Source organism: Leptothoe spongobia TAU-MAC 1115 (genome assembly GCF_018739885.1).
In the GTDB taxonomy this organism is placed as follows: Bacteria; Cyanobacteriota; Cyanobacteriia; order Phormidesmidales; family Phormidesmidaceae; genus Leptothoe; species Leptothoe spongobia.
Genome location: NZ_JADOES010000013.1, coordinates 95,156 through 109,767, shown reverse-complemented (window position 1 = coordinate 109,767; position 14,612 = coordinate 95,156). Strand labels below are relative to the sequence as shown.

The 14,612-nt window shown below is 48.1% G+C and carries 13 protein-coding genes; 3 read left to right on the top strand and 10 right to left on the bottom strand.

Translation table 11 applies throughout. The annotated features are described in order from the left end of the window. Positions 1–88 precede the first annotated feature (88 nt). The 3 genes from IXB50_RS09255 to IXB50_RS09245 all read right to left on the bottom strand — a co-directional run bounded on the left by IXB50_RS09255 (position 89) and on the right by IXB50_RS09245 (position 2,439). Entirely contained in the window at positions 89–1,363 is a 1,275-nt protein-coding gene (locus IXB50_RS09255; protein ID WP_215608675.1) for a CHAT domain-containing protein, read from the bottom strand. Continuing rightward, positions 1,284–1,613 (bottom strand): hypothetical protein, encoded by a 330-nt coding sequence (locus IXB50_RS09250; protein WP_215608674.1) that lies wholly within the window; start codon positions 1,611–1,613, stop codon positions 1,284–1,286. The genes IXB50_RS09255 and IXB50_RS09250 overlap by 80 nt, the downstream gene beginning before the upstream one ends. Before the next feature lie 121 nt (positions 1,614–1,734). Continuing rightward, positions 1,735–2,439 (bottom strand): DUF4079 domain-containing protein, encoded by a 705-nt coding sequence (locus tag IXB50_RS09245; RefSeq protein ID WP_215608673.1) that lies wholly within the window; start codon positions 2,437–2,439, stop codon positions 1,735–1,737. Between the two features lie 398 nt (positions 2,440–2,837). On the opposite strand from IXB50_RS09245, the gene IXB50_RS09240 reads away from it, so the two are divergent. Further along, positions 2,838–5,090: a glycosyltransferase family 2 protein gene (locus tag IXB50_RS09240; RefSeq protein ID WP_215608672.1), complete on the top strand. Its 2,253-nt coding sequence runs from the start codon at positions 2,838–2,840 to the stop codon at positions 5,088–5,090. Positions 5,091–5,095: 5 nt separating this feature from the next. Here the strand turns inward: IXB50_RS09240 and IXB50_RS09235 are convergent, their stop codons facing one another. From IXB50_RS09235 to IXB50_RS09225, 3 genes are all read right to left on the bottom strand, one after another. Then, a complete protein-coding gene (locus tag IXB50_RS09235; RefSeq protein WP_215608671.1) occupies positions 5,096–6,202 on the bottom strand; it encodes a globin family protein in 1,107 nt (368 codons plus the stop codon). 707 nt (positions 6,203–6,909) lie between these two features. Further along, positions 6,910–8,508, bottom strand: coding sequence for a glycosyltransferase family 39 protein (locus IXB50_RS09230; protein ID WP_215608670.1), 1,599 nt, complete (start codon positions 8,506–8,508; stop codon positions 6,910–6,912). A 94-nt stretch (positions 8,509–8,602) separates the two neighbouring features. Continuing rightward, positions 8,603–8,812: a hypothetical protein gene (locus tag IXB50_RS09225; RefSeq protein ID WP_215608669.1), complete on the bottom strand. Its 210-nt coding sequence runs from the start codon at positions 8,810–8,812 to the stop codon at positions 8,603–8,605. A gap of 259 nt (positions 8,813–9,071) precedes the next feature. On the opposite strand from IXB50_RS09225, the gene IXB50_RS09220 reads away from it, so the two are divergent. Further along, complete coding sequence (locus IXB50_RS09220; protein ID WP_215608668.1) at positions 9,072–9,581, top strand: hypothetical protein; 510 nt, start codon at positions 9,072–9,074, stop codon at positions 9,579–9,581. Between the two features lie 56 nt (positions 9,582–9,637). On the opposite strand, the gene IXB50_RS09215 is transcribed toward IXB50_RS09220, so the two are convergent. The 4 genes from IXB50_RS09215 to murC all read right to left on the bottom strand — a co-directional run bounded on the left by IXB50_RS09215 (position 9,638) and on the right by murC (position 13,150). Then, on the bottom strand, positions 9,638–10,105 hold the full coding sequence (locus IXB50_RS09215; RefSeq protein ID WP_215608667.1) for a low molecular weight protein-tyrosine-phosphatase: 468 nt from the start codon (positions 10,103–10,105) through the stop codon (positions 9,638–9,640). Between the two features lie 131 nt (positions 10,106–10,236). Further along, entirely contained in the window at positions 10,237–10,584 is a 348-nt protein-coding gene (locus tag IXB50_RS09210; RefSeq protein ID WP_326520761.1) for a YbaB/EbfC family nucleoid-associated protein, read from the bottom strand. Positions 10,585–10,722: 138 nt separating this feature from the next. Continuing rightward, positions 10,723–11,634 (bottom strand): UDP-N-acetylmuramate dehydrogenase, encoded by a 912-nt coding sequence (gene murB / locus IXB50_RS09205; RefSeq protein ID WP_215608665.1) that lies wholly within the window; start codon positions 11,632–11,634, stop codon positions 10,723–10,725. 64 nt (positions 11,635–11,698) lie between these two features. Further along, positions 11,699–13,150, bottom strand: coding sequence for a UDP-N-acetylmuramate--L-alanine ligase (gene murC / locus IXB50_RS09200; RefSeq protein ID WP_215608664.1), 1,452 nt, complete (start codon positions 13,148–13,150; stop codon positions 11,699–11,701). A gap of 410 nt (positions 13,151–13,560) precedes the next feature. On the opposite strand from murC, the gene IXB50_RS09195 reads away from it, so the two are divergent. After that, on the top strand, positions 13,561–14,577 hold the full coding sequence (locus IXB50_RS09195; RefSeq protein WP_215608663.1) for a type I glyceraldehyde-3-phosphate dehydrogenase: 1,017 nt from the start codon (positions 13,561–13,563) through the stop codon (positions 14,575–14,577). The last annotated feature ends 35 nt before the right edge of the window (positions 14,578–14,612 follow it).

The window sequence follows — 14,612 nt, the reverse complement described above, 5'->3', positions numbered from 1 at the left end:
ACTTGATTTGTAAACCTGGGTAGCCAAAATTAGCAAGGATAGGTATTTTTTACTAGCTGGATTACGCGAATAAAGAGATAGCAAGCTACTAATTCGCCCCAATCAACGTAAACGCCGACCAAGCAATCGGATGCTGATGCGTCTCCATTGTTATCAACATCGCCTGCCGCAAAGCTTGTGCCTTCGTTTGTCCCTGACTCAGCTGCCGATAAAACTCCGTCATCAGCTCCGCCGTTGATGCATCCGGTACCGCCCATAAGGACACCACCAAACTAGGAGCCCCCGCCGCCACAAACGCCCGCGACAGACCAATCACCCCATCTCCCGTAATTCGACCTCGCCCCGTATCGCAAGCACTCAACACCACCAGAGACGCCTGCAAATCCATCTGCAAAATCTCAGCCGTCGTCAACAACCCATCCTCACTCACCCCAGGAGCCAAGGCCATCGCCCCAGGCATAGTCTGACTACCCGTCTCCGTCGGATCACCATACTCCAACAACCCATGGGTAGCCAAGTGAATCAAATCAGCACTCCCCAACCGCCGCTTCACAACGGCTTCTGTCGCGCTATCACTCGTCAAAGCCGACGTTCCCAGAAACCCAGCAATATCCTCAGCCTCTTGCTCTGCTCCAGGCAACCCAGGCAACGGCTCCTTCGTAAATCGCCCAGTCTCATCTCGTAACACAATTGTGGGCATAGTAGGATTTCCCACAATCAACGGATCACTGAGAGAATTAATTGCTGGAAAAGAGAGATTTTTCTGTCTACTATCCGCCATCTCTTCCGTCAACGCCAACACCTGAATTGATGGCGATGTCAGCAACGTATGCTGCTCAATCAAATACTTACCCTTGCTATTCAGCAACGCTGGAAATGGTAACAGAAACAATTCTCCTTGAGGAATAAAAACAATAGTCTTCTCAGGATCGTCAGGCAGTAAATCAGCAATCGGATCAATCAATAGTTGATGCAGCTCAGTCAACTCATCCGTCGGATCACCCCACCATCCAAATTCCGACGTGCGGCTCAAATTCATCGAAGAGAATGTCGAGGAAAATCCCCGCCCTCTTACTCCGATAGCCCGACGAGAATACTGTACTAGTGCCCTCAGGTTCATGCCTGTAAGAGAACGCTGACGAAAATCAATCTTCCCCTCCGCCGAAATTACCCAAATATAAAGTACTGGATCATCTAACTCAGGGATTCTGATAATGGAGTACTCCACCAGCGTCGTCTGCTGCTGCTGCGCCAGGACCGTCATCTCCATCAGTTTTAGGGACTCATTTTCTGCCGCTGTTCCTGGACGCTCCCGTTGGGTCATCAATGCCGTAAATGCCCGAGTCCGACCCCGCTCTGCCACTTCCAACGCTGTCCCATACTTCTTCTGATCCACTAAAGATCGCTGCAATAGCTAAAACGTTCGCCTCAGCCGTACTACCTTCAGTTTCTGACTGAGCTTGAGCGATGGGAACAGCGGTTAATTGGCGAGGAACCTGGGGCGAGAAATCATCACTACCTGAGAAAGATGGAGCAGCAATAGTACTGTCTGTAGGCAGAACAAGCACCAATAACCCTGCCAACCATCCCAGTCGTCGATTTATTCGCCCCATATCCTCACCTTTGTCTTGAGCGCACAAGGTCTTTAACAGACCATTTCAAAGGTATTCCCAAGCTTCCAGGGCAAACCAAACCGTAACTTTAAAGAGAAAGGCTCATGCCTTCATATACGTCCTACCCACCGCAGGTCTTGTTGGCAAAATCACAGCCGAACACAAAAGGTTCCTGCCAGCTCAGGGGAATTTCCAACAGATCTCTTGTCCCTGTAATTCCCTGAACAATAAACAACAACAGTGCAATACAATTCAGCGCAATATGAACCTTTCGCCAAGTTTTCGACCTATAAATCTCTGGCAAAATAGCCAACGAAATCACCATCAGCGTCGCCGCCACCATGCCATAGTAGTAATGGGACACCTGCCACTCATAGGTACGGCGAAACACCCCATCCTGACTCCCTAAAATCCACAGACCCGCTGTTGTTAAAGCAGCAAACAAACCACGCCATAGCTTTTGCGGTGCCGTCGCCCGATACAAACACACCAGCGAACCAATCGTAAACAAAAACATAAAGACAATAAAGATCACCTTGCCTGCAGGAACCGGGCTATCCGTTGCCGCCTGCTTGACAATGTTCTTAAAGATGGGATGGCCCACCCCCACCAGGGTGAGTCCCACCACAGCACCAGTCAACCACTTGCCCAAGTTGACATGCTCTTTACCCACCACAGGGGGGATTTTTGACTTTTCCTTAGCCTGTACGGCCAAACGACGCTGCCGGGTTTGAAGCGCAAAGTAGCTTACTATACCAATCAGCGGGAATACCACACTGACTGCCAGAATCGGATGCATGAGTCTAAGCCAATCGTTGATGCTCATTTTCCTCTCTCTCTCTGCTTAATGTCTGCTAGATAACAATCAGACGTTACTCTAGGTCAGAAATTGCCAATGACAGCACTACTGTAAACGGACGGCAAACTCGCTGCATGATGAAAATAAAAATAATGGCTGATGTCTGGCTGAAAAGTTTAATGGTGACAATTAACGGTTATCTCAGCAAATTTTCAGTCCAGTATGCAACTTATGGAACAGTTGAGGTGCGGCCTATGTGTATAAGTTGAACGTGGGATAAATCCATATTCATGGCTTATTCGTAAGCTTATATAGACCTGGCTGTACCACGTCCAAGGTGCAACCTGTAAGGTCTGCTACAGAAAACTCTAACTCTGGACGTGGACAAGGTTTATAACAATGCGTGTTAACTCATGGAAGAATCGATGGTTCCGACCAGTAAGCCACCACTGCAAAGACCGCTTTCTATTTCCTATGCGACAGTGATGATGTTCGGTGTGGTTGCGATCGCACTCGCACTCGCCTATGCATGGTTCACAGGCGAAGGGCAAATTAGCCGCATTTTTGCCCAACTCAACCTGCTACAGCAATCTCCACCTATGTGGCTAGAGGCCCCCATGGTGGCAGGCCATTATTTGATTTTTCCAACCGTGGCCCTGTTTCTATTTGCAGTGGTCATTACCCGCATCTCCCCCCAGCCCAAACCCTGGTCACGAGCGGTGGTGATCGCCGTATTACTTATACTAGTAGGCCGCTATGTGAGCTGGCGTAGTCTATCCACCCTAAATTTTGACGATCTGCTCAATGGCGGTACCAGCACAGTGCTATTTGTCATGGAAATGCTGGGGCTGGTTGCCAGCATTATCCAACTGGTGCTGCTGCTAAGGGTGCGGGACCGACACAACCAGGCCGATCAGATGCAACTGGCGGTCATGGATAAGACATTTTTGCCATCGGTGGCGGTGTTTATCCCTACCTATGATGAGCCAGAGTTTATCCTGCGGCGCACCATCATAGGCTGTCAGGCCATGGATTACCCAGATAAAACGGTGTATCTGTTGGACGATACCCGCCGTCCTGAAATTAAGAAACTGGCAGAGACTCTGGGCTGTGAATATCGAACTCGACCGAATAATGATCATGCCAAAGCGGGAAATTTGAATAGTGCGATCGCAAAAACTAACAGCGACCTGATCGCCTCCTTTGACGCCGACTTTGTCCCCACCCGCAATTTTCTGCTACGTACTGTCGGCTTTTTCCAGGACCCCACCGTCGCCCTGGTACAGACCCCTCAAAGCTTTTATAATCCTGACCCCATTGCCCGCAACCTGGGTCTTGAAGACATTCTCACCCCTGAAGAAGAAGTCTTCTACCGACAAATCCAACCCATGCGGGATGGGGTGGGCAGTGTTGTCTGCTCTGGCACATCCTTTGTCGCTCGTCGCAGTGCCTTAGAATCAGCAGGCGGGTTTGTCACCGACTCCCTCAGTGAGGACTATTTCACAGCTGTCCGTCTCGCCTCCAAGGGACACAAGATTATCTATCTCGATGAGAAGCTCAGTGCTGGACTAGCCGCCGAGAACATTAGTGCCCATGCCGTTCAGCGTCTACGCTGGGCCAGGGGCACCCTACAGGCTTTTTTCATTGAAACCAATCCGCTGACCATACCGGGACTGAAGTTTATCCAGCGTCTGGGTCACTTAGAGGGCATTTTGCACTGGTTCACCAGCATCTCGCGCATCATATTTTTGATTGCACCCTTGTTCTACGCCTTTGGAGTGATTCCCATCCGCTCCACCCCTGAGGAAATTATTTATTTCTTCTTGCCCTATTATTTTGTACAGATTACAGTTTTCTCCTGGCTCAACCACCATTCTCGCTCCGCCATTCTCTCCGATGTTTATTCCCTGGTACTGGCCTTCCCCTTAGCGGTCACCGTAGTGCAGGCCATGTTATCCCCCTTTGGCACAGGCTTTAAGGTGACGCCCAAAGGTACATCCAGTCAAGGGTTTCGCTTTAACTGGCATTTGGCCTGGCCACTGATGCTAATGTTTGTCCTCACCGCCTGCAGTATCTGGTTAAACCTGGGCGAATGTCTAGCCCGAGGCAATTGGGCCCAAGGAGTGCCCCCCGAAGCGTCTGCCCATCTCAGGGGCCTGGGCATTGGCTGGATCTGGAGTTTGTATAACTTGATGATGATTGGCGCAGCTCTGTTGGTACTACTGGATGTCCCTCGTCCGAACCCCTACGACTGGTTTGACCTGCGTCGGGTGGTGCGCTTGCAAATTGGCAACCGTATTTGGTGGGGAACCACCACCGCGATTTCAGAAATCGGAGCTACCATTACCCTCACCCAACGCGGCCTACCCAACTTAGCTGCCGGAGAAACTCGTCCAGTGCAACTCTCCATTAGCGAAGACCTGATTAGTCTGGAGGGAGTCTTGACCGGCACCTGTAACGATGGCGAGTTTCCCTGCGTCACCGTCGAATTTCACAGGGTTACCCTATCAGAAACTCGAAAACTGGTAGAGCTCCTCTACTGCCGTCCAGGTCAGTGGAAGCGATGGAATACTCCAGGAGAACTCCAATCTCTATGGATTTTAGTTAAAACCCTATTTCGCCCACGGGTACTCACCGGCGACATCCGCGTCAAAGCTATGACCGTCGCCAAGGGCTAGTCGTGCTACCCCATTTCTAATAATTTACTCAAGTCATTGGTAGAAGCAAGACTCAATAGGGTCTCATCACTGTTCATAAAGGCTTGCACCATACCCGACGTATAGGGAGCTATAAACTTTAGCTCATGGGGCTCCAAATAATCCAACACTTTTTCCATGAGCAGCTTAGTTCCTTTGATGGTCATGCCCCACGGAATACCAATCTCTCCATAGACAATCCGACAAAAAACAGCGAGTTCAGCCTCTACCACCCTCAAGTTACCCTGTAAAAAACTAAGCCATAAATACACTTGAAACATACTAAAGTCTCGCAGAGAAGAATGCTTTACCTCTGGATGCTCTAGACTGCCCCTACGAGCATAATAGTAAGGAAACGTCTGCTGCCAATGGGTGTAGGTCACAATCGAAAGCTCTGGAATAATGGGCAACATCCGCTCAACCACTCTGACAGCAGGAACAGGAGCTGCTGCTGAAGCGGCAAACATCCGCTGCCAGGGCATTACAATCTGTTCTTCTAGAAATTTGAAATAGGGACTGATTAAGGCCTTCTCAACCGGATTCAACGACTGGAGTAGTAACATATTTGTCAGGTTGACCTGGGTTGTCATAAATCCCAGAGTTTTCCAATTATCCGAGATAATGTGCTGTAGTCGAAACTCGGCGACAAACGGCTCCATCACATCAGCTACTTCAAGGAGATTTTTAACCCTAAAGACTTGACCTAAATTTTTTGGTAATAAATCTAACTCCTGCCATTCTGGAACCAATGATATGGGCGGATACAACTGATAGAGCTGTATCAACTGCAGATAAACTCGGCTAGTCAGTTGAGCTAAATTAGTGATCTCCTTTAGATTCAGATCCTCAAAATGTACGTATAAATCCTTGGTTCTAATGGCAGCAAGCTTGCAAGCTTGCATCACAAACTGACGATTTAATTTTGTAGCAGTCTCTTTGCGGCCTGATACTAATAATGATTCATAGATCTCTCCAACGGTGATAGATCTAGCAGTGGCCTCCATGGAGGAAAAATCAGGACAGTAGCGTGCGGTCCAAATAGCTACTAAACGCCTGGCAGGGCCTAACTTCATACGCTGAAAGCTATTTGGCATACGATTAGTATTTAGACTATTAGTTGATACCTCAAAAATCTGTTTGGGGTATTATCTGAATTCCTTTTCTGCTTGTTCATGCCCCCGACAACAAGTAGCTTGACCTAATCATTTAGGCGTTCAACTTAAACCGGAAAATCAAGGCTGGGCAAGAATCCAGGAGTCAGAAGCCAGGAGTCAGAAAAGAACTGGATTCTGGCTCCTGACTTCTACCCTTGGGGAAATTTCCCGCTTTAAGTTTATGGCCATCATTTATAAGATGAAATCAAGAGTTGGCACCCTCGAATATGTCCTAAGAACTCTATTCTGATGACGTTGAGGCCAGCCTCCCCCAGAAAATCAGGTCTCAGTATCTGAAGCATAATTTGGATAACCTACTGAAAATCCCCCGATAAAGCACCATGGATTATTTCATCAGTTGACGGTATTAAAACCGTCCGTGTTTCAAGAGATAAGATGAACTTGATATTTAAACCGTTAATATCTTGGAATGTTGTTTGAGGTTTCAAACATAGATACAAACAATGGATACATTGCTCCATGAAATCACGGTGTATTTTTGTATAAAATGCACACAAACAAATGACTTTATTGGTTAATAAAAGCCTCCACTACACCTTCAGCATGTCAGAAAAATCAAGTCCAACACTTAAATAACAAGCTTTAGAAACTCTCTTTTAGTTCTCTCTTATATACCTTTGGTCAGGCTACTCTAACCGCCACAGTGGGTAGTCACCTCCTGCTAAAACAACCGATCGGCCAGTTTTAGATGCGATCGCATCCAAAAGCTCTCCATTAGCATAGGAAACAAAATAATCACTATACCCGGTCGGTATCTCAGGCATTTTTCCAGGTTTAAATAGGAGAAAGGCAGTCTCAGGAGCCACTGCATAACTCAAGGAGATAGAGCTGCCCAAACCAGTTTCACCGATTTCAACCATCACTAAGGGAGCTGACGTTTGGCGAATCACTTCGCCCATGGTGTTAATGTGATAATTAATATTTTTATTCCACCAGGTAAACGACACGGCACTGAGGCTACCAGATACGAATCCAACAACCAGCAAAAGTACCAAAATACTCTGTCCACAAAGGCGATAAGTACCTCGATCTGACAGGATTAACTGCCGCAGCCAGCCCGCTAACACTAGCGTCACCATCAGCAACGACGGCATAAAGTAACGGGTACTCACCGACAACTGACCTCCATCGATCATGTCAGGCAAAATCAGTCCCAATGCAGGGACCATCAATACCATGATGCAAAAAGCCATAGTACTTGGAGACGTCACCATGAGTAACTGCCAAAGCGCCACCAACAGTAATATCAACAGAACAAATGGCACCACATAAGTGTAGAGATTGTCCACCGGCAATCCCAGATCGATAACCGTCGAACTTAAATGCAGCCCCCAAAATTTAACCAACTGCCCTAGAGGTTGACGAAATGAGGTCCAGTCAGTAACTGAATCTAACTTAGCTCGGTTACTCAGTATTACGCCCCCCCAAGGGACAAATAGGAACAACGCCCCTCCCAGCGCCATCGCCCAACGCTGCCAATGTTGACGAGAACCACTGATCAACACATACAAGCCATGGGCGACTATCACCAAGACACTGAGCAACGTGGTGTATAGCATGAGGGCCATACTCACACTATACAGCCCCCATTTACGTAAAATAGTTGCCTTGAGAGAGCGCACAACAACCGCTTCACTAGAGTATCGACCGGCAGCACGCATTGCCTGCAGTAAACAGCCATTGGCCAACAAAATCAAGCAGGCCCACAGGCTATACTCTCTAGCTTCTTGAGCATAGAGCAGCTGTATGGGAGAAACTGCCATCAGACAGGTGGCTATCACTGCAGCCCAATGATCCTGCCATAGCTGCCGCCCCATCCAATAGGTCAAGGGCAATAGCAGCAGGCCGAAAACCACAGCCAAAGCTCGAAAAGACGTAATTGAAGGGGCAAACACCCCCACCCAAAAGCGCTCTAAAAAATAAAACAATGGCGGATGCTCTGGGTGACTGGCCAGGGCAGACCAGGTATCGCTCCAGCGCCGAGGCTCAGGAAATTTTTGAAATGCTTGCAAATCAGCAGCAGACACCGTAGCACCTTGGAGCACTTGTTCTTCAATGGCTTTACTTGAGTGTCCTAATACTCGAATGGTCGTGTACACTTCATCATGCCAGTACACTTTGTGGGCGGCATTAGTACAGCGCAATCCTATGCCTATCAACAGACAGACAATAAACAGAATCTGTAAACGCTTTTTTACTGCTGCAATCGAACGAGAGCTAACCACGGCTTGTGTAATTTGCTACATCCATCAATAGCTAAGTTACTAAGCATACGCTACTTCTTAGGCGCACGCAGCTATCTGAGTACTCTAATCAGATTTACAGCAGACTTAATTGCTCGATACCGAAGGATACTTGCGACCGTCGTCGGATTTTGAGGGGCATACGAGCAACAAACCACGTCCGTAAGCCACTGGACTGCTGAGTATCAAGACTGTCTAAATCTAATGCTGATGGGAACAGGGTAGGAGCCTCCACTGCTGCCCGGCCAACGTCACTAGCATAGCGCTCAGCTCCAAAAGGCATCACCTATTTAGGTCATATACCTAAATAGGTCACAATATTGCGCCTATTTAGAAATTTGCCTCGCTGCTACTCTAGCCGATTTACTCGCCGCGATCGCATCTGCCGATCATCTAAAATCCGCCCAGGATAGCCCTTAGTCGGTAGCGGCGCTCCCAATCAGCCACCAGATAAAAACTTTCAAGTCTTAAATTTAGATCAAACATGGTACAAAATTAGTTCATTTGTACTATTATATTTCAACAACCTACAGTACGTTTGTCCTATGACACATTCTCCCCTATATGCATCTCAAAATAACCCAGCCCCCACTCCTGATGGGAGACAACCGACTAGCTATGCTCCCAAGCCCCATCCTCAGTCATCCCAGCGTCCAGCATGGATCCTCAGCACCATTGCTCTGACAGCATTAGCCATCGTGCCCCAAGATCTATGGTCTCGATTACCAATGTCGCTATCTGCTCAGTCCAGCCAGCAACAGTCCACGCAGCAGTGGACATTTGGCAACAAGGCGACAGAAGAAACCTGCCAGTCTATCCTCAACGCTGAGCAGCGTCTTTCCCGTGGTCAGCTCACTCAGTTTTTATCAATTGCCCAAACATCATCCCAAGCATCTGTCCACGAAACCATTGCCCCACCCTATTGCATCTTATCCAGAACAAATCAAACACAACAGCGCGAGGTCTATCCCTTAGCCTTCGATCCAGATACCTGGTTTGTCGTGAACTATGACCAAAAAGTCTACCAAGGCTATGATTTTGTTTTCAAAAAATAGCCTTCAAGCATATGTCCTCTACCAACGGATGTACAGACGTTGCATGCAACGTCTCCTTAAACCTCAATCTCCTGAAGTAACCCATCACAGGCATCCATCAGTAAATCAATAACATAATCAAATCCATCAGCCCCACCATAGTATGGATCGGGTACCTCACGATCAGGGTGCTCTCGGCAAAATTCGCACATGCGTTTTACCTTATGGCCATACTGCCCGGATGAATCAAGCGACAGAATGTTGCGATAGTTGCTGTCATCCATAGCCAAAATCAGATCAAACTGATCGAAGTCATTAACCGTAAACTCGCGCGCACGTCCCACAAGCTTAATACCACGCTTCTTGGCGGCAGATGACATTCGACTGTCGGGAGGACTACCAATGTGATAGCTCGATGTGCCAGCAGAGTCACAGCTCACCTGCTGCTGCAGATCTCGCTGCTCTAGCAAGTAGTTCATGATATTCTCAGCCGACGGAGAACGACAGATATTCCCTAGGCACACAAACAACAGTCGGGTTGTCATGACAGAAACTCACTGAACAGAGAAATATATTGACATGCGAAGGTAATTGAAAAGCGATTAGCCATCAGTCTGCTAATCGCCCTTGGGTCGAACTACATAAACACGATATAGAGCTAGCTATCAGGTAGATATTAGAGACCTGGTAGCTGCAAACCACCAGTCAATTCTTCCATCCGCTCACGCATAGTCTCTGTAGACTTGATATAAGCATCGCGCATAGCCGCTGATACTAAGTCAGAAAGTACCTCTGCACCTTCATTCATCGCGTCAGGGGAAATAGAAACTCGCTTGGGTTCCTGGTTGCCACTGAGGACAACTTTAACCAAGCCACCACCGGACTGGCCTTCAATTTCCATTTGTTCAAGCTCTTCCTGGAGCTTTTTAGCTCCTTCTTGAACTTGCTGAGCCTTTTTGAAGGCTTCGCTCAGCTCTTTCATTTTTCCAAGACCGAAACCAAAACCTTGCCCTTTGCTCATAATTGGCGGCCTGATTTTACTAAATTAACTGTCAAACTATACGTTGCCTTGGCCGGAATTGCAATCATTGGTTAAGAGTCGCAAGGAAGCCAGATTGAATTTAGAAGGGTTTAGAGGCATTAAACCCTAGCTCGCTCCGGCCTAAACCGCTTGAAAATCTCCCAAAATCTGCACTTCGGGCCTGAGCTGTAGGGACCATTTATCGTCCACGATGCCTTGAATATGACGGATCAGCTGAAAGATGTCAGTAGCCGTGGCTCCACCGCAGTTGAGAATAAAGTTGGCATGGCGCTCTGCCACCTGAGCCTGTCCAACCTTAAAGCCTTTGAGACCTGACTGCTCAATTAACCAACCTGCACTTTTGGTCTGGGGATTACGAAATACGCTACCACAGCTGGGCAAGTGGTATGGCTGCGTAGAACGGCGTTGTTCTAAATCGGCAGAGGTCTCTGCCCGCACCACCGCTGGATCATACCCAGGCTGAAGCTGAAATGTAGCTTGGGTGACAATGCGTGGATCCGACTGCAGCACCGATGTGCGGTACTTAAACTGGAGCTGCTCTGGGGTAAGGGTTTCTAAAGACCCATCGGGATTGAGTACCTCCGTATTGACCAAAATTGCCTGGGTATCGCTGCCATGGGCTCCTGCATTCATGACGACAGCACCACCCACTGTACCTGGAATACCAACGGTCCAGACCAGACCGCGCCAACCGCGCTTGGCCACTTTCCAAGCCAGTGTGGCCATGGGCATACCCGCTGCTGCCGTTACTAATCCTGTCTCATTAAAATCAATATGTCGCAGATAACGGGTACAAATCACTAACCCTGGCAATCCGCGATCGCTAATCAATAAATTAGAACCAGCCCCCAAACGAGTGACGGGTAGTCCCTCAGCATTGGCCCATTGTATACAGGCCTGGAGTTCACTGACAGTCCGAGGAGCAGCAAACCACTCCGCCGGACCACCCACCTTAAACGTCGTCAAATTAGCTAACGAATAATAAGCCTTAGCGACACAGCCGGTGTTTGTCAGTTGCTTTTCAATCGCCATTTGGAAAATTTGGGTTGCATCCTAAACACTGGTCAAAAGGTCTCTAACAACTGGTTAAAGGGCTCTAAACACTCGTTAGAGCCGCTTTCTCAGCCAGCTTTAATTGGTAATCCATAGCATCTGGAATGACCTGATTCAGATTGCCCGCTGTTAGGAAAATAACCAGATCACCAGGCTCTAATGTGGATGCTAGTTTTGATTTTACGTCGTCTAGAGTAGCGACATAGCTTACCTGGGTATGGTACTCACCGATGGTGCTGATGACATCTTCTCCGGTAATACCGGAGGCATTGACTTCACCTGCACTGTAGATATCGGTAACAATAACTTGATCAGCATCAGTAAACGCCATAGCAAACTCCTGTAATAGCGTCGTAATCCGACTATAGCGATGGGGTTGGAACACCGCTATTACCCGTCGCTGACTCACATCAGGAAGAACTTCAGTGCTTTTTACCTTTGCCGCTGCCAGGGTAACCCTAATCTCGCTGGGATGGTGAGCATAGTCATCAACAAACAAAATATTGTTGTGGAATCCACGACAGTCAAAACGACGTTTTGCCCCCTCAAAGGTGGACATGATGGTTGCGATCGCATCAAACTCCACACCTAAGCGCCGCGCCACTGCAATGGCCGCTAGCGCATTACTCAGATTATGCAACCCCAAGATTGTCAAATATAATTCGCCCAATCGCTGCCCCTGCTCCCAAATGACAGCCGTTGTGCCCTGAGCCGTCTCACAAATATCGGTAGCAATGTAATCAGCTCCCGACTCCTGTCGCAAACTATAGGTCACGGTAGGTTGGATCTGATTGAGTACTGTCTCACAATCAGCACTGCCGATCACCACCCCACACTGATTGGCAAAATGTTTAAAAATTCCCACTACTTCATCCAAAGTACTGTAGTGGTCCGGATGATCCAACTCAATATTGGTGATGATGCCTATGGCAGCCGAGAGCTTTACCAATGAGCCATCTGACTCATCCGCCTCGGCAACCATATAGTCGCTGGTCCCCACATAGGCATTTCCTTGCCAGGCAGATACCTCGCCGCCAATCACAATCGACGGGTCAACCCCTGCCTTCATTAGCAAGTAGCCCACCATGCTACTGGTGGTGGTCTTACCATGGGTCCCTGCCACCGCAATCCCCTGAGTATCATTCATCAGGGCCGCCAAAATATCCGATCGATGAAACATAGGGCAGCCCGCATCAATCGCCGCCTTGTACTCAGGATTGCTAGGACCAATAGCAGTGGAGCATACAACCTGGGGCAATATCTCGGTATCCCCAGATATCGTCTGGGTCACTTGAGCAATATTCTCTGCCACCTGACTCCAAAAAATTTGCACACCATTTTCTTGAAGACGATTAGTAATGTGCGTTAAGCGTCGATCAGAACCAGACACCGGCAGCTGACGCTTGGCCAGCACATAGGCCAACGCTGACATACCAATACCGCCAACACCAATAAAGTGAAATGGCCTGCCATTAAAATCTACTGCCCTAGGCATCAAACTCACCTCACACACCACGCACAGATATTTCAGGCGTATGATACCAGGAATCTATAGGATGGCTGTATATCCGCTCCCTAGGCTCTAACGTTTCGCGTAATTTATTGAGCATCAATACCTATAATCTGGGCTGTCCCTCAGGGGATCATGGCCTATTCAGGATTTATTCAGATTTTTATGGGTAATCCCAAGACTGACTTGTAAGCCAATACCGTGAGCAATTATACTTAATCTCAATATAGGACGATAGTCCGATTGCTGGGCTTGGGAACCAGGCTATCCGACGGTTTTAAGGGCGTCTTTAATTGTGATACCTGTGATCCCAGCCTGTTTTGACAATGGGATATCATTGTTTTTGCTAACGCAAACGCTAATTTGACGCAGTTGTACGACAGAGGGTAAGCGCAGTGATTAGAGTAGCTATCAACGGTTTTGGGCGCATTGGACGTAATTTCCTACGCTGTTGGTTGACCAGAGAAAATTCAGGCTTCGATATTGTTGCAATCAACAATACTTCCGATCCTAAAACAGCTTGTCATTTGCTCAAGTACGACTCTTTGTTGGGCCGTCTAGATGCAGATGTCAGTTTCACCGAAGATACAATTACCGTCGGTGATAAAACTATCAAATGCTGTTCTGATCGCAACCCCAACAATTTGCCTTGGGGTGCTTGGGACATTGACCTTGTAATCGAATCTACAGGTGTCTTTGTTAGCGAAGAAGGCGCACGTCGTCACATTGAAGCCGGTGCTAAGCAGGTACTGATTACGGCTCCTGGTAAAGGTGGAAATGTTGATACCTATGTCATCGGTGTTAACTCCGATGATTACGTTCACGGTAAGAACCCCGTCATCAGTAACGCTAGCTGCACCACTAACTGCTTGGCCCCTGTGGTTAAAGTAGTCAACGATTCCTTTGGCATCATCAAAGGCACAATGACTACCACCCACAGCTACACAGGCGACCAGCGGATTCTAGATGCTAGCCACCGCGACCTGCGTCGTGCCCGTGCCGCTGCCATTAATATTGTGCCTACCTCCACTGGTGCAGCCAAGGCTGTTGCTTTGGTTATCCCTGATATGAAGGGTAAGCTCAACGGTATTGCCATGCGTGTACCCACACCCAACGTATCCGTTGTTGACTTGGTGGTTCAAGTTGAGAAAAAGACCATTAAAGAAGAAGTCAATGAAGCCATGAAGGCGGCTGCAAACGGCCATATGAAAGGCGTTCTAGGCTACACCGAAGAGCCCCTGGTTTCCATTGACTACCGTAAGACTGACGATTCTTCCATCGTTGACTCCAGCCTAACCTTGGTTATGGATGGCGACATGGTTAAGGTTGTTGCTTGGTATGACAATGAGTGGGGTTATAGCCAGCGTGTTGTTGACTTAGCTGAGCTGGTTGCCGCTAAGTGGACTGCTTAAGTCACATTTTTAGCTAATTGCTAATTAAACAGCTC